The organism is Bradyrhizobium sp. 138 (assembly GCF_023074075.1).
Lineage (GTDB): Bacteria > Pseudomonadota > Alphaproteobacteria > Rhizobiales > Xanthobacteraceae > Bradyrhizobium.
This window is the reverse complement of sequence record NZ_JADPKT010000016.1, coordinates 178,513-195,654: the sequence shown is the minus strand read 5'-3', so window position 1 is coordinate 195,654 and position 17,142 is coordinate 178,513. Positions and strand designations below refer to the sequence as shown.

Annotated in this window: 26 protein-coding genes; 14 read left to right on the top strand and 12 right to left on the bottom strand. The window is 65.1% G+C overall.

Annotation, left to right across the window (positions count from 1 at the left end; genetic code table 11):
- Positions 1-14 precede the first annotated feature (14 nt).
- Positions 15-1,412, bottom strand: coding sequence for a carotenoid oxygenase family protein (locus tag IVA79_RS09860; protein WP_247552328.1), 1,398 nt, complete (start codon positions 1,410-1,412; stop codon positions 15-17).
- A 105-nt stretch (positions 1,413-1,517) separates the two neighbouring features.
- Here IVA79_RS09860 and IVA79_RS09855 point away from each other — a divergent pair, with 105 nt between their 5' ends.
- Positions 1,518-2,249, top strand: coding sequence for a TetR-like C-terminal domain-containing protein (locus IVA79_RS09855; protein WP_247552326.1), 732 nt, complete (start codon positions 1,518-1,520; stop codon positions 2,247-2,249).
- 15 nt (positions 2,250-2,264) lie between these two features.
- Here IVA79_RS09855 and IVA79_RS09850 read toward each other — a convergent pair whose 3' ends face one another.
- Positions 2,265-2,906: a hypothetical protein gene (locus IVA79_RS09850; RefSeq protein WP_247552324.1), complete on the bottom strand. Its 642-nt coding sequence runs from the start codon at positions 2,904-2,906 to the stop codon at positions 2,265-2,267.
- A 128-nt stretch (positions 2,907-3,034) separates the two neighbouring features.
- On the opposite strand from IVA79_RS09850, the gene IVA79_RS09845 reads away from it, so the two are divergent.
- The gene (locus tag IVA79_RS09845; RefSeq protein ID WP_247552322.1) at positions 3,035-3,592 is read left to right on the top strand and encodes an SET domain-containing protein; all 558 of its coding nucleotides are present in this window, start codon (positions 3,035-3,037) and stop codon (positions 3,590-3,592) included.
- Positions 3,593-4,770: 1,178 nt separating this feature from the next.
- Here the strand turns inward: IVA79_RS09845 and IVA79_RS09840 are convergent.
- Positions 4,771-5,169 carry a hypothetical protein gene (locus IVA79_RS09840; RefSeq protein WP_247552320.1) on the bottom strand — a complete coding sequence of 133 codons (399 nt, stop codon included), beginning with the start codon at positions 5,167-5,169 and terminating at the stop codon, positions 4,771-4,773.
- Between the two features lie 32 nt (positions 5,170-5,201).
- On the bottom strand, positions 5,202-5,432 hold the full coding sequence (locus tag IVA79_RS09835) for a hypothetical protein (RefSeq protein ID WP_247552318.1): 231 nt from the start codon (positions 5,430-5,432) through the stop codon (positions 5,202-5,204).
- Positions 5,433-5,533: 101 nt separating this feature from the next.
- On the opposite strand from IVA79_RS09835, the gene IVA79_RS09830 reads away from it, so the two are divergent.
- On the top strand, positions 5,534-6,355 hold the full coding sequence (locus IVA79_RS09830) for a helix-turn-helix transcriptional regulator (RefSeq protein ID WP_247552316.1): 822 nt from the start codon (positions 5,534-5,536) through the stop codon (positions 6,353-6,355).
- 40 nt (positions 6,356-6,395) lie between these two features.
- A complete protein-coding gene (locus IVA79_RS09825; RefSeq protein WP_247552314.1) occupies positions 6,396-7,220 on the top strand; it encodes a helix-turn-helix transcriptional regulator in 825 nt (274 codons plus the stop codon).
- On the opposite strand, the gene IVA79_RS09820 is transcribed toward IVA79_RS09825, so the two are convergent.
- On the bottom strand, positions 7,208-8,008 hold the full coding sequence (locus tag IVA79_RS09820) for a thioesterase family protein (RefSeq protein WP_247552312.1): 801 nt from the start codon (positions 8,006-8,008) through the stop codon (positions 7,208-7,210). The two genes, IVA79_RS09825 and IVA79_RS09820, sit on opposite strands and share 13 nt — an antisense overlap.
- A 180-nt stretch (positions 8,009-8,188) precedes the next feature.
- On the opposite strand from IVA79_RS09820, the gene IVA79_RS09815 reads away from it, so the two are divergent.
- From IVA79_RS09815 to IVA79_RS09805, 3 genes are read left to right on the top strand one after another with little or no spacing between them, the layout of a single operon-like run.
- The gene (locus IVA79_RS09815; RefSeq protein WP_247552309.1) at positions 8,189-8,854 is read left to right on the top strand and encodes a DsbA family oxidoreductase; all 666 of its coding nucleotides are present in this window, start codon (positions 8,189-8,191) and stop codon (positions 8,852-8,854) included.
- Between the two features lie 57 nt (positions 8,855-8,911).
- Positions 8,912-9,115, top strand: coding sequence for a type II toxin-antitoxin system HicB family antitoxin (locus IVA79_RS09810; RefSeq protein WP_247552307.1), 204 nt, complete (start codon positions 8,912-8,914; stop codon positions 9,113-9,115).
- Entirely contained in the window at positions 9,112-9,318 is a 207-nt protein-coding gene (locus IVA79_RS09805; RefSeq protein ID WP_247552305.1) for a type II toxin-antitoxin system HicA family toxin, read from the top strand. Before IVA79_RS09810 ends, IVA79_RS09805 begins: the two co-directional genes overlap by 4 nt.
- On the opposite strand, the gene IVA79_RS09800 is transcribed toward IVA79_RS09805, so the two are convergent.
- Complete coding sequence (locus IVA79_RS09800) at positions 9,284-10,492, bottom strand: GNAT family N-acetyltransferase (protein ID WP_247552303.1); 1,209 nt, start codon at positions 10,490-10,492, stop codon at positions 9,284-9,286. The two genes, IVA79_RS09805 and IVA79_RS09800, sit on opposite strands and share 35 nt — an antisense overlap.
- A 190-nt stretch (positions 10,493-10,682) precedes the next feature.
- Here IVA79_RS09800 and IVA79_RS09795 point away from each other — a divergent pair, with 190 nt between their 5' ends.
- Together IVA79_RS09795 and IVA79_RS09790 are read left to right on the top strand one after the other, a co-directional pair.
- Entirely contained in the window at positions 10,683-11,111 is a 429-nt protein-coding gene (locus IVA79_RS09795) for a YeeE/YedE family protein (protein WP_247552301.1), read from the top strand.
- Between the two features lie 5 nt (positions 11,112-11,116).
- The gene (locus tag IVA79_RS09790; protein ID WP_247552299.1) at positions 11,117-11,584 is read left to right on the top strand and encodes a DUF6691 family protein; all 468 of its coding nucleotides are present in this window, start codon (positions 11,117-11,119) and stop codon (positions 11,582-11,584) included.
- A 135-nt stretch (positions 11,585-11,719) separates the two neighbouring features.
- Here the strand turns inward: IVA79_RS09790 and IVA79_RS09785 are convergent, their stop codons facing one another.
- Complete coding sequence (locus IVA79_RS09785) at positions 11,720-12,049, bottom strand: hypothetical protein (RefSeq protein ID WP_247552297.1); 330 nt, start codon at positions 12,047-12,049, stop codon at positions 11,720-11,722.
- Between the two features lie 107 nt (positions 12,050-12,156).
- A complete protein-coding gene (locus IVA79_RS09780; RefSeq protein WP_247552295.1) occupies positions 12,157-12,561 on the bottom strand; it encodes a hypothetical protein in 405 nt (134 codons plus the stop codon).
- Between the two features lie 152 nt (positions 12,562-12,713).
- On the opposite strand from IVA79_RS09780, the gene IVA79_RS09775 reads away from it, so the two are divergent.
- A complete protein-coding gene (locus IVA79_RS09775) occupies positions 12,714-12,938 on the top strand; it encodes a hypothetical protein (protein WP_247552293.1) in 225 nt (74 codons plus the stop codon).
- Between the two features lie 199 nt (positions 12,939-13,137).
- Here IVA79_RS09775 and IVA79_RS09770 read toward each other — a convergent pair whose 3' ends face one another.
- Positions 13,138-13,380 carry a PilZ domain-containing protein gene (locus IVA79_RS09770; RefSeq protein ID WP_247552291.1) on the bottom strand — a complete coding sequence of 81 codons (243 nt, stop codon included), beginning with the start codon at positions 13,378-13,380 and terminating at the stop codon, positions 13,138-13,140.
- Positions 13,381-13,561: 181 nt separating this feature from the next.
- Between IVA79_RS09770 and IVA79_RS09765 the strand changes: the two genes are divergently transcribed.
- Complete coding sequence (locus tag IVA79_RS09765) at positions 13,562-13,855, top strand: HdeA family protein (protein ID WP_247552289.1); 294 nt, start codon at positions 13,562-13,564, stop codon at positions 13,853-13,855.
- Positions 13,856-13,920: 65 nt separating this feature from the next.
- On the opposite strand, the gene IVA79_RS09760 is transcribed toward IVA79_RS09765, so the two are convergent.
- The gene (locus IVA79_RS09760) at positions 13,921-14,385 is read right to left on the bottom strand and encodes a PaaI family thioesterase (RefSeq protein WP_247552287.1); all 465 of its coding nucleotides are present in this window, start codon (positions 14,383-14,385) and stop codon (positions 13,921-13,923) included.
- Between the two features lie 374 nt (positions 14,386-14,759).
- Here IVA79_RS09760 and IVA79_RS09755 point away from each other — a divergent pair, with 374 nt between their 5' ends.
- Both IVA79_RS09755 and IVA79_RS09750 read left to right on the top strand, forming a co-directional pair.
- Positions 14,760-15,056 (top strand): hypothetical protein, encoded by a 297-nt coding sequence (locus IVA79_RS09755; protein ID WP_247552285.1) that lies wholly within the window; start codon positions 14,760-14,762, stop codon positions 15,054-15,056.
- Positions 15,057-15,160: 104 nt separating this feature from the next.
- On the top strand, positions 15,161-15,403 hold the full coding sequence (locus IVA79_RS09750; RefSeq protein ID WP_247552283.1) for a hypothetical protein: 243 nt from the start codon (positions 15,161-15,163) through the stop codon (positions 15,401-15,403).
- Between the two features lie 24 nt (positions 15,404-15,427).
- On the opposite strand, the gene IVA79_RS09745 is transcribed toward IVA79_RS09750, so the two are convergent.
- Together IVA79_RS09745 and IVA79_RS09740 are read right to left on the bottom strand one after the other, a co-directional pair.
- Complete coding sequence (locus IVA79_RS09745) at positions 15,428-15,661, bottom strand: hypothetical protein (RefSeq protein ID WP_247552281.1); 234 nt, start codon at positions 15,659-15,661, stop codon at positions 15,428-15,430.
- A 172-nt stretch (positions 15,662-15,833) separates the two neighbouring features.
- Positions 15,834-16,034, bottom strand: coding sequence for a hypothetical protein (locus IVA79_RS09740; protein ID WP_247552456.1), 201 nt, complete (start codon positions 16,032-16,034; stop codon positions 15,834-15,836).
- Between the two features lie 341 nt (positions 16,035-16,375).
- Between IVA79_RS09740 and IVA79_RS09735 the strand changes: the two genes are divergently transcribed.
- Positions 16,376-16,633, top strand: coding sequence for a DUF2798 domain-containing protein (locus IVA79_RS09735; RefSeq protein WP_247552279.1), 258 nt, complete (start codon positions 16,376-16,378; stop codon positions 16,631-16,633).
- Positions 16,634-17,142 lie beyond the last annotated feature (509 nt).

Sequence of the window (17,142 nt, the reverse complement as noted above, 5' to 3'; positions counted from 1 at the left end):
TCATTCCAGGCGCGCTACGCCGCGCCCACCCAATTACCGTGAAAACCATCGGGCACGCGGTGGCCGAGCTGCACCAGCGCGACGGGGCCCGCCTCGACATCGGTGGCGTTGAACACGGCGAGGTCGCTGCGGTTCTCTCGCGCCCGCCAGACCACCGCGAGCAGCCAGCCATCGCCCTCAGTCGCATCCTTCGAGCGCTCGACGAAAACAGGTTCGGAGATGGTGTCGCCGGCCGGCAGCAGATAATGACCGAGCCGCCTCCCGTTGCCGTCGACATGGACGACGCCGGACAGCGCGCCGAACATCGGCAGTTTCGGATTGGCGCAGGCGTACCAACCGTGACGGTTCTTCAGCCCGGCGCGGCGGTCGTCGATGCGCGGGAATTCGCCGGTGAGATCGTCCAGGTAAGTCTGCTGGAAGCGGTCTGTGTTGCCTGAGAGGTCGAAGGTCCAGCGGCAGTGCCGGGCGCGCGACTTCTCCGGATCGGTCGGCCGGCCGTCGGGGTGCGGAAACAGCGGCGCTTCCTCGAACTGCATGACGTCGGCGATGATGCGGTTCTCGTCCTCCCACGCATTCATGACGTGGAAGACGTAGCAGGCCTCAGCGCGGAACCAGACGATGTCCTTGGCCGTGCTGCTGCGCTTCATGACGCCGACATAGGCGCCCTTGTCGGGCTCCCAGGCATAGGGCGGCCGTCCGCTCATGGCGCGCTCCATGCTGCCTGATATCGGCAGGATCGGAAACAGCACGTGGTTCGCGGTGACGATGAAGTCGTGCACCATGCTTGCATAGGGCGCTTCGAAGCGTTCGAAGCGCGTCGCCTTGCCGGAGGCATCGACCGAACCGTAGGAGAGGGCGGGCGTCAGCGGACCTGCCGCGTTGTAACCGAAGAACACGAGTTCGCCGGTGACGGGATCGATCTTCGGATGCGCGGTAAAACTGCCGGCGACGCGGCCCTGGTAGTTGTGATAGCCGCGCGTCGCCAGCGTGCCCGGCTCGATCTCGGTCGGCAGATGCGCTTCTTCAAGCGCGAGCAGCTTGCCGGCATGGAAGATGATGTTGGTGTTGGCGACGCCGCCATCGGTGAGATCGGTCGGCGCATCCGGCAGCTTGCGGCCGAAGCCGCCGAATAATGCGCGGCCGGCATCGTGCTCGGCCAGCCATTTCGGCGTGCGGACCCAGCGGTTGCGGTAGCTGGCGCGGCCGTTCTCGAGGTGGAAGGCGTGCAGCATGCCGTCGCCGACGAACCAGTGTGCATTGGGCGCCTCGAACTGCGGATTCGGACCGTTGCGATACAGCGTGCCGTTCAGCTCGCGCGGCAATTCGCCGATGATCTTGGGGAACGGCGCGTCCGCTTCGAACGGGATCGGCGCGATATTGTTGCGGCGCTCGGTGATGGAGTCGTGCTGCACGGCAGATCCTCCCTATCTTTACATCGTAAAGATGAGATAGCGCCGAATGCCGCATCGGTCAAGCGAAATCTTTACACTGTCAATATTGCGTCATATAGCTTGCAAATGACCAAGATCGACACCAAGAGCGCAACCGCGCGAAGCTCGCGTGCCCTGAAGAGAACGACCTCGACCGCGGCATCGCGTCCACCACGCCGCGCGGCAAGCGCGAAGACCGAGACGCCGTACCATCACGGCGCCCTGCGCGAGGCGCTGCTCCAGGCCGCCGAACGGGTGCTGGAACGTGATGGGCTTGCCGGTCTCACATTGCGCGCGGTGGCACGCGAGGCGGGCGTCTCGCACGCCGCACCCACGCATCATTTCGGCGACCTCACCGGGCTTCTGAGCGAGCTTGCGGCAGTCGGCTTCCGCCAGTTCAACGCGGCGATGGCGGCCTCGTCCAATGCCGCCTCCACGCCGCTCGAGCATGCCCTGGCGCGCCCGAAGGCCTATGTCGCCTACGCGCAGGCTCATCCCGGCATGTACGGCATCATGTTCCGCACCGAGCGGCTCGATTATTCGAGGCCCTCGCTGCACGAGGCGGCCGAAGCCTCCTTCGCCGGACTTGCGAATGCGGTCGGCATGATGCGGCAGGAGCAGATCAGCGAAGATGCGCTGACGCTGAACCAGGGCGCTGCGATCGCGCGTGCCTGGTCGCTGGTGCACGGCTTCACCACGCTGCTGCTCGACGGCAGGCTGAAGGATATTCTGGAGCGGCTGCCTGAGGGGACCACGGCCGAGCGGCTGCTGGAGGCGATGCTGACCGCGCCTATCACGGCGAAGCTGCCGACCTGCTGATCGCCCCGCGGAGCGCTAGCGCATCGTCGCAAGCTCGACCGCGCGGCCGCGCGCGCCGATGATCTTCACCTCGTCCTTGCCGCAAGCAAAGCTGCGGGCGAAATCGTCCGCGGCCTTGCGCGCAAGCTCATTGGCGGTGGGGTTGGCGACCGCATCGACATAGGCGACGTGACAGACCGGTCCCGGCGGCAGCCTCGTCACGACCAGTATAGCCTTGGTGTTCGGCCGTCCCTGCTTGTCGGGATCATTGCTGTCGGCGATGTGCCAGCGCTGGATGATGGCGAACGGCTTTGCGTCCGCGGCGCGCCATTCAATCGTGGTCTCGGACGAATTGAACGGGGCGAACCAGACCTTTGCCGCAGGTTCCTCGGCGGCTTGCTTGCGATTGTGGCCGACCGAGACGATTTCGCGCAGATCGTCCTCGGCAATCAGCACTGTCAGGCCATCCTTGCCCGGACATGCCCGCGTGGTGCTGCCGTCGAGCTCGCTGGCTTTGCCGATCTGGCGGCAATCCTTTGGTGCCGTCGAGGTGTAGGTGCTGCCCACGGTTTGGGCGTCGGCGCTGTTCAGGCCGATGCAACTGATCAAGGCGGCGAGGCCAATGCGGGTGATGCGGTTCATCATGACGGCTTTGATGGTCCGGGAACTCCGTACCATCAGACGTCTTCATTGTGGGCAAGGTTCAAACAGGCGTGGGATATACCTGACAGCGGCGCGGAATCGTTCTAGAAGAGCGGCTTCGCTTGGGCTTTTCCAGCCTCGTTCGCGTCCTCGTTTACTTGATCATGCCAGCCACATCGTCGAACAAACCCTATCGCGTCGGCCGCTCCAAGACCGGGCTCGGCCTCTTCGCCACCAAGCCGATCAAGAAGGGCACCCGGATCGTCCGCTATTTCGGACCGATCCTGGACTCGCGGATTCCGGCGCACGACGAGATCGAGAACAAATACCTGTTCGAGCTCAACGGCCGCTGGACCATCGACGGCTCGGTGCGCAAGAACCTTGCCCGGTACATCAACCATTCCTGCCGGCCCAACGCCGAGTCCGACGTCCGGCCGCGCGAGCGCAAGGTCTTCATCCGCGCCATCAGGAACATCGAGCCGGGCGACGAGATCAACTACGATTACGGCACCGACTATTTCAAAGCCTATCTGAAGCCGATCGGCTGCAAATGCGACTCCTGCGAGAAGAAGCGCAAGAAGTTGCGCGCCGAAGCGCGGGCGGAAACCGCCAAGGTGAAGGCGCGCAAGGCCAAGAAGGCGGGCGCGAAAACCACCGCCACGAAAAAGAAGAAGCTGAACGGCAAGCACTTCGCCGGCAAGGCCGGCCGCGCCAAGGCATAAGCGTGGCGGGGGGACGTGCGCCGTTCTGCCGCCTGAGTTGACAGCTTTCGCGCACGGCCAAATCCATCCGCTGGGCCCATCCTCTGGGGCTCAGCCCACCGCCTGTGGACGGCATTCTCTCCTCCTCTCCGTCATTGCGAGCGCAGCGAAGCAATCCAGAGTCTTTCCACGGTGGCAGTCTGGATTGCTTCCCTGCGCTCGCAATGACGGCGCGGCAAGAGTCCCGTGGGCTGACCACGCAACCAGCAAGACGGGTGAGCCTCGAAGGATGGGCGGAGCGCAGGCTCACCCCATCCTGCAGCTCAGGCTGGCGCGGCGCGAGGCGACGGGCAAAACACCCCAAAACCCGTCAAGCCCTTCCCGCGAAAATATATCGCTTTTCCGAATTTCGGATTTATGGCATGTACGTGCCATCCCGGCCCTGCCAGAGGGGCGCTTCGCGATCGTCACGAGATGCGGGCCGGGGTGCGGTGGACGCGGTAGCGCCGGCGCGATGTGCGTGAGGACAGGGCGGGCAACCGTGAGTCCTCAAGCAGCGCGACACGACACGGTGCGGTCACAGCGGTTTGGTCGATGGTCTGGGGTGCGCACACCAAGCCCCGGACGCTGAGGCCAGGCCGTCCGCGGACGGAGAAGTCGTGTGGTCCTGGCGCCCGGGGTTCTGGCGTCAAGTCAGGCGGTGATGCGGCGGCCCGACCGGGTACGCGCATCGATCGGCCGCAAGGCGACGGGGGCAATAGTGCAACGCTCCCCGAGGAGAGCACGAAGGACACCGTTAAAACCATCCGCGCAGGGAAGGCCGGGCGACCGGCATCACCTGTAGTCCACCCCGTGTGCATTTCCTTGTACACGGACTCGGGTGCCGCCGGCGCCCGGCCTTCCCTGCGCCCTTTGGCCATCAAGGGGCGCGATCGATCGGGCAAGCTCGGGCGAACCGCGCCGCGAGAACGGAATGCGTCTGCAGTGCTAATTCAGCGGAGAGGCGATGCCAATGCATACTCATGCCCAGCGCCGCGAAGACAAGCGCCGCTCTCGTGCCCCGGACGCGGCGCAGCGCTTCTTCAGCGATGCGCTGCAGAGCCGGGGCCCATCTATCCGCGAGCGATCCGTTTGGACGTGGGTCCCGGCTCTGCGCCGCAACGCCGAGAGCGTTGCAGCGCGTCCGGGACACGAGAGGCTCACGCCGCGACCACACGCCCACTTCTGCGCAATCCCACATATTGCAGCTCGGCGAACACGCCGGTGGCGATGGCCTGCGCCACGACCATCAGCTCGCCTGCGAGGTTCGGGGACACTGCGCCAGACAGCAGCAGCGCGATGCTGCCGACGGTCCATGCGGCGTTGCCGATCACGACCAGCAGCACGAGCGCCCTGGACACGGATGGGCGCGAGGCGAGCCAGCCGACCAGCGCGGTGTAGGCGATCAGGAACAGGCCGGTCTCAAGCAACAGCGCTTCCGGCAGGTTGAACAGCCTCGCGAAGGTGCCTGCACCAAAGGTGAAGCCGAGGGCCGCGACGCCGCTGAAGATTGCGTCGGCGAGCAGGGCACGGCGGAGGAAGGTGGATGCGTCGATCATCGTGGTTCTCCTTGATTGGGCTGGGGTGGAATTCAGCGCCATCCGCGCCACCAGGCGCGGACGAGGCGGGCGAGGCGGAACGGGCAGAGGCTCCTGCCGACGCCGTGCTCGAAGGCGATGACCTGTGCGACCACATAGTCGCCGGTCGAATGCACCAGCGGCTCCGGCATGTTGAGGCTGCGCGCCAGGATGCGGGTCGCGAGCGTCATGGCCCACGGAAGAAGGTGGTCTGCGACGGTCCGATAGAGCAGCAGCGCGATCATGGTCATCTCCTGTTGCAACCGAAGATGCGACGCCGCGTGGCCTAATTCGATTACCTCGCGGGTAATGGAACGGCCGAAATCCGCATGATAGGTTTCTGGTCATGAACGCACATGCATCCACGGCCCAGGCCGAACGCAGCCAGCCGATCCATATCGGCGATCATTTGCGCGAATGGCGGCAGCGCCGCCGCATGAGCCAGCTCGATCTCGCGGGCGAGGCCGAGATCTCGGCGCGGCACTTAAGCTTCGTCGAGACCGGGCGCGCCGCGCCCTCGCGCGACATGGTGCTCAGGCTCGCCGAGCGTCTCGACGTGCCCTTGCGCGAACGCAACGTGCTGCTGGTCGCCGCCGGCTACGCGCCGGCCTTCCCGCAGCGCCAGCTGGAGGATCCCGCCTTGAAATCAGCGCGCCAGGCGATCGACCTCGTCCTCAAGGCGCATGAGCCCAATCCCGCGCTTGCGGTGGACAGGCACTGGAACCTGGTCTCAGCCAATCGCATGGTGGCGCCGCTGCTCGACGGCATCCCGCAGCATCTGCTCGGCCAGCCCTTCAACGTGCTGCGGCTCGCCTTCCATCCCGAGGCGCTGGCATCGCGCACCGTCAATCTCGCCGAATGGTGCGGGCACCTGTTGGAGCGGCTGCACCGGCAATGCGAGGCGACCGCCGACCCTGAATTGATCAAGCTCTATAACGACCTGAAGCGCTATCCCATTCCGGCGCGCGCGGCCCCGCTATCGAGCGACAGTGTCGCGATCCCGTTCAAGCTGCGACATGGGGGCGAGATCCTCAGTTTCTTCTCCACCACCATGGTGTTCGGCACGCCCGTGGACATCACGCTGTCGGAGCTGGCGCTGGAGACCTTCTTTCCAGCGGACGAGCGCACCGCCGAACGGTTGAAGCAGATGGCGGCCGGCTTGCCATAGCGGCGTTTACAGGCAGGAGCGGCCCCCGCATAATCTGCCGATGGACACGCGCGCGTTCCGGCGATTGCGGCCGGCCAATCCCGTCGGTGATCTCCTGCGCGGCTGGCGCATGCGCCGAGCCTCGAGCCAGGCGGAGCTGGCGTTCGAGGCCGGCATCTCGGTCAAGCATCTCAGCCATGTCGAGACCGGCAAGGCGGCGGCAAGCCGGGACATTCTGCTGCAACTCGCGTCCGCGCTCGATCTGTCGCTGCGCGACCGCAACGCGCTGCTCGAGGCCGGCGGCTTCGCGCGGCAATATGGCGAGCGCGACCTCGCCGCGCCCGAGCTTGCCGATGCGCGCCGCGCCATCGATCTTCTGCTGCAACGGCACGAGCCGTTTCCCGCGATCGTGACCGACCGGCGCTGGAACGTGAAGCAGGCCAACCGCGCCGCCTCGCGCCTGATGACCATGCTGCTCGGCACTGAGCGCATGCAGCGGCCGCTCAATCACATGCGCATGTTCCTCGCGTCGAACGAGCTCAAGCCGTTCGTCGAGAACTGGCCCGCCGTCGCGGCTGCGCTGCTGGCGCGGGCGCGCCATGAAGCGATGGCCGCACCGCTCGACGAGGCCCTGCAATCGACCTGGCGCGAATTGATGCGGCTGCCGGAGCTTCCCATGCTTGGCATCGAGGACAACGCCGTGCCGGGGCCGCTCTGCGAGGTGCGCCTGCGCAAGGGCGAGGTCGGCATCGGCCTGATCGGCGCGGTGCTGACGCTCGGCACGCCGCAGGACGTGACGCTGCAGGAGCTTCGCGTCGAGATGTTCATGCCTGTTGATGCCGCATCCGAGGCCGCGCTGATCGCGCTCGCGGCTCAGGACGCCTGAGCTTGCACGGCGTCGCGCCGCTCGAAGCTCATGGCCTGCATCACCTCCGCGAACGGTCCCTTGCGGTCGCTCAGCGTCGCCGTGGTGAGGCCCGCGCCATTGGCGCCGACGCGTGTCGCGGCGCGGATCAGGATACATTCGTCCTCCGGCGGACGGAAGAAATAGAGGCTGATCTCCGGATTGATGAAGGTCCAGTCGCGCATGTCGACGATCTGCGCGACGCCGCTGGAAAAGTCCGCGGCCTGCACCGCCTGCAGCAGTGGCGTGTTCGGCTCACCCTCGACCAGGGCCGCGTCGAGCCGCATCCAGGCCGCCGCGGGGCCCGGCTTCTCCAACGCGCCCTCGATCAGCCGCACCGAGACGTTCTGGAAATAGCGGCTCCATTTCTGCGCGAAGGCCGGCGGCGGAGCGCCCGCCTCGGGCGCCTTGTCGATCGCCGCGGGCCTCGCAAAGGGATCGACCGGCGAGTCTGCACTCGGCGCCGTCAGCAGCGCCGTGCAACGGCCGATCTCGGTCTCGCCGTCCATCAGCCGCACCTGCATGGTCTTGGCCTTGCGGCCGTCGCGCAGCAATTCGCTGACGGTCCTGAAGGTGCGCAGGCCCGCCGGCCGCCACAGATCGAAGGTCAGGCGCCGCACCGCGAAGCCGGATTCGGTGGCGAGACGCTCGACCTCGCGGGTCATGAGCGCAGTGGTGGCGCTTCCCTGCAACATGTCCGGCGACCACGGACCGCCGGCATGCTCCGTGGCCCGGGACAGATGGCCTTCCGGCCTGAAAATGGCGCTCATCGCGGTCTTCCCTCCTTGATCCCCTGGGCTTGATCGTGGCCGCGAGTATCGGGGCAGGCGGGACCTGCCACAATAACCGCAGAGGTGAAGTCGTGAGCCATGCGGGAGGGTGCCTTGCGCCGCCCCCGCTTCGGCTTATGTTCCGACGAACCCGGTATCCGCCCGAAGGAGGCGCCTGACATGAGCACGCTGAAACCGCTCCAGATCGACGTCGTCTCCGACGTGGTGTGCCCCTGGTGCTATATCGGCAAGCATCGCATCGAGAGCGCGCTGGCGCTCGTTCCTGACGTTCCGGTCAAGCTCAATTTCCGCCCGTTCTTCCTCAATCCCTGGGTGCCGCGCGAGGGCATCAGCCGCGAGGCCTATCTCACCCAGAAGTTCGGCTCGGTCGAGGCTTACAAGGGCATTGCCGGGCGCGTGGTTGCGGCCGCAAGCGAGGAGGGCCTCGTCTACAAGCCCGAGCTCGTGGCGCGTCAGCCCAACACGACCGACTGTCATCGCCTCATCCTGTGGGCTGAAGCGATCGGCAAGGCGCCCGAGATGAAGCAGCGCCTGATGGAGCTGTATTTCCGCGACGGCGGCGATCTCACCGACGTGAACGTGCTGGTGCAGGCGGCCGCCGACATCGGCCTCGACGCCGACGACGTGCGCAAGCGCCTTGCCACCGACGAGGACGTCGCGCGCGTCTCGGCGGACGCGCAGGAAGCCGCCGAGAAGGGCATCTCCGGCGTGCCGACCTACGTCTTTGCGCAGAAATACGCCGTCTCCGGCGCGCAGGATCCGAACCTGCTCGCGCGCGCGATCCGTCAGGTCTCGGCGGAGATCAACGCGCAGGCAGCGGAGTAGCTCACGAAGGTTGAATAAGTGGGCAGCTTGGGCAACTATCCTGATTGCGAGGCCGTCATGAAGATCAAGATAGTTGTGCACGAAGCTGAAGAGGGGGGCTTTTGGGCCGAGGTCCCGGCGATTCCTGGCTGTGCCACCGAAGGCGACAGCATGGATGAGCTGATGGCCAATCTCCGCGATGCGATCGAGGGATGTCTATCCGTCGAAGTCGCGCCGCCCGAACCGGGCGGCGTTGAGCGAATTCTGGAATTGCCTGCGTGAAGACAGTATCTGGTCGGGAGTTCGCGAGAATTGTCGAACGTCACGGCTGGAGTTTGCTTCGGGTGAGCGGTAGTCACCACATTTACGGCAAGCAGGGCAGCATCGTCAGGCTCTCCGTTCCGATTCATGGCAACAAGCCCTTGAAGGTCGGACTGCTGCGTCATCTCATCAAGATGGCCGAGCTGTCTGAGGCTGATTTCTAGTCCGCCATTTTCTGAGCGAGCGCACCGTCGATCGCGCTGTTTCGCGTGCGACGTAGCACGCGGCAAGCGCTCCATGAATGAGCGCTACGACCGGATCATTCCGCCGCAGCGGGACCACTACGTCACCGATCGCAAAACGTCCGCGCCAGATCGGATTGATCATAGGGTGATCGGCGCCCGCCGTCGAATCGGCGCTGGCGATGGCGGGATCGGCGCAGAGATGGCGGGTGAGGTCGAGCGTAAGCTGCACGCCAGGCGAATATCTGGCAAAGCGCTCGTCGATGCCGAGCTTGAAGAAGAAGGCGCGATCCTGATGGCGCAGCACGATGCCGGCGGCAACCGGCGTCGTGCCGGCGCGAAGCGTGATGATCTCGCACTGCGCGGTCTCCGCCAGCGCCGGGACGGCGCGGCGAATGAAGGCCGCATCGCCCGCATGCTGGACCAGTGCGGTGCCGCGCTTGCCCTTCCAGCCGCTGGCTTCGAGCTGCAAGAATGTTTCGAGCGCGGGCCCGATCTCGTCAGGCCGGCGCGCGACGTCGCACGTAACAGGGCCGTGCTCTTCGAGGCGATGGCGCAGGCGGCGCAGCTCCTTGAGCTTTTTGGTGCCGAGTGCGTCGCGCAGCAGCGTTTCGGCATCCTGCGTCGCATCGAGGCTGGCGCGGATGTAGGAGGAAAGGACGCGCGGCTTCAGGCCGTCGCGGCTCAGAACCTGATTGAGTGCGCTCATCGCCCCGCCGTCGAGCGCGACGTCGTTCAGCACGAGCGCATGCGCGCCGGCCGCGCGCGCCTGCTGCAACAGGGACGCGGCCGCCTCGATCGGCGCGTCGCGATCGATCAGCGGACTGCACAGCGTGCCATAGGGATGCGCGCTCACCAGCGCAGGCAGGGGGATCTTTAGGGCGCGCCACAGCGAGATCACCGGCATCAGCCCGATCAGCCGCGTCGACGAACCGTCGAATGCGGCTAATGCCGAGGCTTTGGTGCGGCCGCGCGCGGTTGCGCTGACGGCGAATTCCCAGGCGGGCAGGTAATATCCGTTCGGCTCGACCGCGCGCTGCGCGAGTGCGCGCCAATGGCCGGGATCGATCGTCGTGAGCGGGACGCGCGCGCGCGCGGCTCCGGCATGCCTTGCCGATGCCGGATTGATCGCCGCCTGCTGCGCGATGTCGACCACGTTCCGTCGTCCCCAATCACGCGGGCTGAGCCCGTGTTACGCAGGGTCATCCTTAGCGCAAAGAATGGAAAATACCGTTGGGACGCCGCTTCAATTTTAATGATAGGATTAACGTCTCGTTGAGCATCCGGTACCGATCGCGATCGTGTTCGATGGATGCGCAAATTGCTCCGACCCTGGAGGACCATGCATGGTTGCGACGTCTTTCACGCCAATGGCTTCGCTTGCGGGCGGCGCGCTGATCGGTCTTGCCGCGGTGCTGCTAATGTGGGCGAAGGGACGGATCGCGGGCGTCAGCGGCATCGCGGCGCGGCTGTTTCCGCCCTTTGAGGACGGTGAATTATTCGGCCGGCTCGCCTTCGTCGCCGGTCTTGTCGCTGCACCCGTGCTGGTGCGGCTCGCCACGGGAAGCCTGCAGCAGCAGACGATCGAGGCGGGAACGGCAATCCTGATCATCGGGGGCCTGCTCACCGGCTTCGGCTCGGTGTGGGGCAGCGGCTGCACCTCCGGCCACGGCGTCTGCGGCCTGTCGCGGCTCTCGCCGCGCTCATTGGTTGCGACCGTTGTCTTCATGGCGGCCGGCATGGCGACCGTCTTCGTGATGCGGCACGGGAGCTGACGCCGATGCACATTCTCGTTCAATTCGTGATCGGGCTGATCTTTGGTCTCGGTCTCATCGTCTCCGGCATGTCCGACCCCGCGAAAGTTCTGAACTTCCTCGACGTTGGCGGCATTCCGGCCGGGACATGGGATGCGAGCCTTGCCTTCGTGATGGCCGGTGCGGTGGCCGTGACCTTCTTCGGCTTTGGCCGCGTCCTGCGGCGCGCGCGTCCGTTTTTCGCCGAACGATTCTATCTGCCCACGCGAAGAGACATCGATTCCAGAATCGTCGCAGGTCCCGCGATCTTCGGTATCGGCTGGGGATTGGTGGGGTTCTGCCCGGGGCCGGCGCTGACGGCGCTCGGGTTCGGATCTTCTTCCGCCTTCGTCTTCGTCGCGGCGATGTGTGCCGGCATGGTGCTCGCGCGCTATGTCGCCCACCTGCCGTCCCTGACGCGCTTCGTCACGCCGGCCGATCCGCTCGAAACCTGAAGTCACTGACGGCGCGCTGGACAAGAAGACCAACGAGCTGATCGCGCTGGCGCCTGACGGCGGCGATCTCATTCAATCATACGAATGGGACCGGGCGAGTCGTCTCGTCCGGTCCCGCCCTTCATGCTTTATCGATTACCAGCGGTCGCCGACACCAACGCCCACGCTGACGCCGGGCGTGCGAATGCCGACGCCGGCGCGCGGGCCGTCGTCCCAGTCGCGATAGGTGCGGCGCTCGTAATAGCGGTCGCGCGGCATGGTCGCATAGGAGTCGCGCACGATCACGCGCGAACCGCCGCGGGTGCGATAGCAATTGCCGGCATCATCGCAGACGAGCCGGACTTCCTGAATGAGATCGGGGTTCACGTATTCGCTGGTCGAGTAGATATCCGCAGCCTTGACGCCGGTTGCTGCGGCCAACGCGCCGACACCCGCCAGCAGCGCAATCGATAACTTCTTCATCATGGCCTCCTCCGAAACTGCCCTCGGCGGTAACAAGAAGGGGAGGCGGGGATCGTTCCCGGCCGCGATGCTGGTTTTTCCCGGGAACTGTCCGTTCTTTGGGGCGGTTCCTAGATCGGCTCGTAAGTCTCGGTCCCGCAGATGTCGTCGGCTTCCGCTCGCCGGCGATCGACGACCTTTCCGCCATTGATCGTCACGATGTAGGTCTGGGCGCCGAGCGAAGTGCCTGTCGCGGAGGTGAGCTGCGCGCGGACGCAGGAGGTCCAGCCCTGTCCGCGCACCTCGCGATGGGGCGGGGCGACGTGCACCTCGCGCGGATAGGACGTGGTCAGGAAGACGACATCGATCTGCTCGCGGACCACGCGCTTGACGTCGGGAGGCGCTTCGGGCGGCGGCTGCTCGGCCTCCTTCATGCGCATGAACTCAGGCACCGGCGCACGGCTGTCGGCAAAGCCGCAGGCACCGAGCGCGAGCGCGCCGGCGAGCAGCGCCGCATGAGCAATAGTCCGCAACATCCGTGAAGGTCCCCCTGCGGGCCAACAGATAGACACGAATGCGATCCGGCGAAGACCCTGCCGATCAAGATTTGCTGAAGCCTTGGAACCCGCAGCATTGCTATTCCGCGATTGCCGGCTAGTTTGTATCCCAGAGGCAGGGGATTGCGCCAATGAGGATTTTGGTCATAGCGGCCGCCGTGTTGGCACTGACGGCCGGCTCGGCGCAGGCACAGGGCCGGCGGCAACCCCTTGATCCGGCCAAGCCGGCGGACAACAAGCCCAAGGTCGACGAGAAGGCCTACAAGTCCGCGCTCGAGCGCATTCCCGAACCCAAGGACAAGTACGACCCGTGGGGCGGGGCTCGCCCGAGCGAACCCGCCAAGACGCCGAAATAGCGTAGGCGGATCTCATCAGGATCTTTCGAATTACGCACCGGCGATCTCGCAGGGCGCTCGCTCGTTACGGACTCGCCCGTTACGGAATCGACGACGAGGTGCCCGCGATCGCCGTGCTTGCAAGGCGTCGCCGTTATCGCATCACGCAATCATCATCGTGTTGTGGATGCGATGCGAACACTCGTTCACATCGCGCGCGCTATTGCACAAAGGCGAGGCCGACGCGCTTGTCACTGCGCCAAACTGTGCGACAATTCCGTACGAAGTGGTCGCACCTGATCGAGAGCGTGAACGATTGCGGCAACGTGACGGGAGCGTCGAGGTCGATCGCCGCGCCGCCCGCCGACATGTTTCGCACAGTGCAAGCGATGCCGTTGTTTTCGAAGGTGATCGTTCCGCCCTTGAAAACACGGTGACGTTGCGCTGTACGCTTCTCGATCATCGGCGTCGATCCATCACGATGATTATGGAGTACTGCATAGAAATTACGTTGAACTAAAGTCAATGCCGGCGCTACTCGCGCGGCGCTTCAGACTTCGTTTACGACGTTCGAGCGGAGCATTTATCCGCCGATATTCCCGCAAGCCTTCTTTTATGGCGTTACGGCGCCGATGGAGATTCCGATGAAGACCACCCTTTCGCTTCTGTTCGCCGCAGCGTTCTCGCTGTCGTCGATGCCCGCCCACGCCGTCAAGTGGGACCTGTCGACCATGAGCTGCAAGCAGTTTCTCGAGAGCGGCGAAGACAACATCCAGGTCGTGCTGACCTGGATGGACGGCTGGTACAAGGGCGACGAGGACAACGCGATCATCGACACCGACGTGTTCATCGAGAACGCCAAGAAATTCGGTGCCTATTGCGGAAAGAATCCGACCGCCAGTATCGTCACCGCGGCCGACGAAGTGCTCGGCAAGTAATTCGAGGTGATGGAGAGCCGCGGTGCGCCTTGCGCTCACGCGGCTCTCTTCTTTCGAGCTGGTGCTCAGCCCGGCAGCATTGCGAACGCGCTCGACACCATCGCCACCGGTTTGTTGTCGGCAGCCGAGAGCAGCGTGACGCGGCCAAAGCTCATGGTGCGGCCGAGCCGCACCACGCGCGCGTCCGCCAGCACGTCCATTGAGGAGACCGCGCGCATGAAATGCGTGGTCTGGTCGACCGTGGTCATGGGACGATAGCCGCGATTGGCAGCGAGGATCGCGATCACCATCGCGGTGTCGGCGAGCGCCATCAGGGCCTGGCCGCAGACCACGCCGCCGTTCCGGCACAGCCGCTCGGAAAACGGCATGCGCAGCAGCGCGCCCGGCTGCCAGTCCGGTCGATCTGCGGGCTGCGTGTGCTCGATGCGCTCGACCGCGAGGTTGAGATCCTGGACCCAGGGCGCAAAAACCTCGCCGAGAATGCGTCTGGCGTCGGGGAGGCCAAATTCGGCGTCTGGCTGCATTTGCATTGCTGTCGCACTCTCCTGTATTGCCTGATGTTTCGCCCCATTGTGCGCGCATCGACGCGGCAAAGTCACCCGGTCTCGCGCCAGTCCGGTCGGCTTGAAAATGCCTGACTTGGGCCGATATGATGCCTCGCTTGGGTAGGGATGGATGATGTTGCGTCGGTGTGTCCTCGTTTTCTCGATGGTCGCGCTCGGCCTCGCGCTGAGCGGGTGCACCAAATGCGGCCCGATCTGGGACGACTGGCTGCATGGGCCCAAATCGTGCCGATCGGATCGGCTCTAGCGGGCCCCGAACGGCCCCGGCAGTCGCGACCGGCCCCGACAAGGATGACAAGGCGCGGGCGATCCGTGCCTCATGGATGATCAAGGAGTAGACGATGAAGCTTTTCCGTTTGGCCGCGGTGCTGGCCGTGCTGGCGGGACCTGCCTATGCGCAACTGCCCAATATCAATTTGATGCAGGACGGTCCGGCCAAGTCTCCCGAGGAGAGGGCCGCGGAGGTCGAGCGTGACAAGGCCTATAAGGAAACGCTGAAGAAAATTCCGGATTCCAAGGCTTCCAGCGATCCCTGGGGCGGCATGCGCTCCGATCCGCCGAAGCAGCCGGCGGCGCCGAAGGCCTCGGCCGCGACCAGCGCGCCCAAGAAGACCAAGAGCGGCACGGCTGCCAACTGACAGGTGCTCGTTCGGCGCGGCAAGGGCGCCTTCGAACAGGACTCCTCATCATTCGGCCCGCGCCCTACATTGTCTCCGAGTGTAGCGCGTAGAGGAGGGAGGGCATGGCCGATCGTCCGCGGGATCTTGCCGAGCGGATGGCGCGGCGGCGCAAGCCGGGCCAAACGGTCGGCGACGGCTATCTGCGCGAGACCTTCACGCTGCCGCGCGCGGCGGCGCGGGAACGGGCGCAAGCTTTCTTCGCCCGCTACCCCAAGGCCGGCTATATGAGCGCGGTCGAGACCTGGCGCGAACTGCCCGGCGGCGAGATCGAATTCACCATGCGGCGGCTGCCCAGCGCGGACTGAAGCGGGCCTGATCCGGAGGCCTTGCTAGTCAAGGGTTTCGGCAACGATGCGGATCCGGAACACGGGCTCCTTGGCCTCGTCCAGCAGCTCCATGTGCCATTCGGAATTTTCCTGGAGCTTGCGGGCAATGCCGGCGGTCATGTCGGCGCAGACGCTGGTCATCTCTTTCCAGGCCGAATCGCGATCGGCAAATTCCGTCGCCTGGTCGGCGCAGCCGGAATAGCGGCCGTTCCGGATACGAAAGAAATAGAGCGGCATGGCTGGCACCGAATCGCGCGCGTGATGGCCTCGTCCCCAAGGCCATGGGCGCGAGCAGTCCAATCCCAAACCAGCGTCAGATCAATTCCGGGCGGCTACGGATGATGCCGCCGCAGCGGCCCTGCCAAGCCGTGGCGCCGCGTCTCACTAAGCGCCGTGCGACCGCCGATTTTCATCGGGGCGGTTCAGGCGGCCTTCTCGCCGATCGCTTCAGCTCCCGATCGATGCGCAGCTGCACCCGCCGGATCGCCAGCAGGTCGATTTTCGTCTCGGTCCTGCCGGTCTTGATCTGCTCGCCGATCCGGAACTGCCACTGCCAGATCCCGGGAGTCGCCGTCTTGGCGACGGTGAACTCGATGCCCCTGTGATTCATGGTGACCTCCACGATTCACGTCCATGATTGCAAACATGCTGGTCGGCATAATATTCCCGGGACAAGCAAAATCTGACGGTAAGCCTCGGATAGTTCGGGGATATCTCGAAAGCCCACGCCCCGAACAAGCGAAGCCGACTTTCGATAGACGCCGGTCCGTCAGTGAGACTGTCGGACCCCCGTGGTTCTCCGACCATGAACAGAGTTCCTGGGCTTACGTCCCGGTTGCGTTCACGTCCCGACCGAGACCAGCTCGCGGGGTGGTTCCCGTCAGGGACCCGATTCCATGCTGCGGCATGTGCTTTGCTTGGCGTGATGACGGCAAGCAATATGGGTCCGTCATGCTCGGCATTCCCCGCCGCTACAGTCATTTCGTCTTCGGAATCATCCAGTCCGGACTGACCTCGCTGATCGCGGCGGGAATCGCCAGCTTTCCCGCAGGCAGTGCGATGATCTTCGTTGAGCATTGGATGGTGTCGTGGCTGATCGCCTGGGCCGCGATGCTGCCGATCGTGCTCCTGGCGGCGCCCGCGATCCGCGCCTTCGCGCTGCGTCTGACTGAGGAGGAGAGGGAACCGCAAGCCGGCGGTCAGGCATGAAAAAGCCCCGCCTGGGGAGAGCCAAGCGGGGCAGAAAGTTATTGGAGGCTGAGGTGCTGGGCTGCAACACCATAGCCGCATCACCCTAGCGGGCTCCGCTTACGGCAGCCTGACAGGCGACAGATTTCCGGACCCCGATCTCAGGCCGCAGACTGGCCCCGCACCGGTCCCATTTTCGACATCCGTTCGCACAACTGCCGACACACCCGTCGGCAAGATTCCGAACCGTTCGGCGCAGCCATGGGGGAAACGTGGCACGCCGGCAACGGGGTGGCATCATGGACAATGTAGAGCGGTCATTCGCCGCCGCGACAGCGGCTGGCTTCGTGGTGCTGGTGATCGGCCTCGTGCTGCTGGCACTGCTGTAGGACGGGCGTGCGGGCGGCAGCCGGGCCCTGCGATGATCGGGGCAGGGGTGTGCCGACATTCTCAAAACTGGAAAACAACCCCATGCACAGTAGGCTGCATGGGATTTCGTTGTTCTGTCAGCGACTTACGGGTAGTGTTTA

Coding starts and splice junctions, on each gene's coding strand:
- IVA79_RS09825 (WP_247552314.1), top strand. CDS start 6,396: ATGGACACGCGCGCGTTCCGGCGATTGCGGCCGGCCAATCCCGTCGGT.
- IVA79_RS09740 (WP_247552456.1), bottom strand. CDS start 16,034: ATGAATCACAGGGGCATCGAGTTCACCGTCGCCAAGACGGCGACTCCC.
- IVA79_RS09830 (WP_247552316.1), top strand. CDS start 5,534: ATGAACGCACATGCATCCACGGCCCAGGCCGAACGCAGCCAGCCGATC.
- IVA79_RS09745 (WP_247552281.1), bottom strand. CDS start 15,661: ATGCCGCTCTATTTCTTTCGTATCCGGAACGGCCGCTATTCCGGCTGC.
- IVA79_RS09835 (WP_247552318.1), bottom strand. CDS start 5,432: ATGATCGCGCTGCTGCTCTATCGGACCGTCGCAGACCACCTTCTTCCG.
- IVA79_RS09735 (WP_247552279.1), top strand. CDS start 16,376: ATGCTCGGCATTCCCCGCCGCTACAGTCATTTCGTCTTCGGAATCATC.
- IVA79_RS09765 (WP_247552289.1), top strand. CDS start 13,562: ATGAAGACCACCCTTTCGCTTCTGTTCGCCGCAGCGTTCTCGCTGTCG.
- IVA79_RS09820 (WP_247552312.1), bottom strand. CDS start 8,008: ATGAGCGCCATTTTCAGGCCGGAAGGCCATCTGTCCCGGGCCACGGAG.
- IVA79_RS09780 (WP_247552295.1), bottom strand. CDS start 12,561: ATGTTGCGGACTATTGCTCATGCGGCGCTGCTCGCCGGCGCGCTCGCG.
- IVA79_RS09755 (WP_247552285.1), top strand. CDS start 14,760: ATGAAGCTTTTCCGTTTGGCCGCGGTGCTGGCCGTGCTGGCGGGACCT.
- IVA79_RS09855 (WP_247552326.1), top strand. CDS start 1,518: ATGACCAAGATCGACACCAAGAGCGCAACCGCGCGAAGCTCGCGTGCC.
- IVA79_RS09840 (WP_247552320.1), bottom strand. CDS start 5,169: ATGATCGACGCATCCACCTTCCTCCGCCGTGCCCTGCTCGCCGACGCA.
- IVA79_RS09815 (WP_247552309.1), top strand. CDS start 8,189: ATGAGCACGCTGAAACCGCTCCAGATCGACGTCGTCTCCGACGTGGTG.
- IVA79_RS09795 (WP_247552301.1), top strand. CDS start 10,683: ATGGTTGCGACGTCTTTCACGCCAATGGCTTCGCTTGCGGGCGGCGCG.
- IVA79_RS09810 (WP_247552307.1), top strand. CDS start 8,912: ATGAAGATCAAGATAGTTGTGCACGAAGCTGAAGAGGGGGGCTTTTGG.
- IVA79_RS09785 (WP_247552297.1), bottom strand. CDS start 12,049: ATGATGAAGAAGTTATCGATTGCGCTGCTGGCGGGTGTCGGCGCGTTG.
- IVA79_RS09760 (WP_247552287.1), bottom strand. CDS start 14,385: ATGCAAATGCAGCCAGACGCCGAATTTGGCCTCCCCGACGCCAGACGC.
- IVA79_RS09845 (WP_247552322.1), top strand. CDS start 3,035: ATGCCAGCCACATCGTCGAACAAACCCTATCGCGTCGGCCGCTCCAAG.
- IVA79_RS09775 (WP_247552293.1), top strand. CDS start 12,714: ATGAGGATTTTGGTCATAGCGGCCGCCGTGTTGGCACTGACGGCCGGC.
- IVA79_RS09750 (WP_247552283.1), top strand. CDS start 15,161: ATGGCCGATCGTCCGCGGGATCTTGCCGAGCGGATGGCGCGGCGGCGC.
- IVA79_RS09790 (WP_247552299.1), top strand. CDS start 11,117: ATGCACATTCTCGTTCAATTCGTGATCGGGCTGATCTTTGGTCTCGGT.
- IVA79_RS09850 (WP_247552324.1), bottom strand. CDS start 2,906: ATGGTACGGAGTTCCCGGACCATCAAAGCCGTCATGATGAACCGCATC.
- IVA79_RS09770 (WP_247552291.1), bottom strand. CDS start 13,380: ATGATCGAGAAGCGTACAGCGCAACGTCACCGTGTTTTCAAGGGCGGA.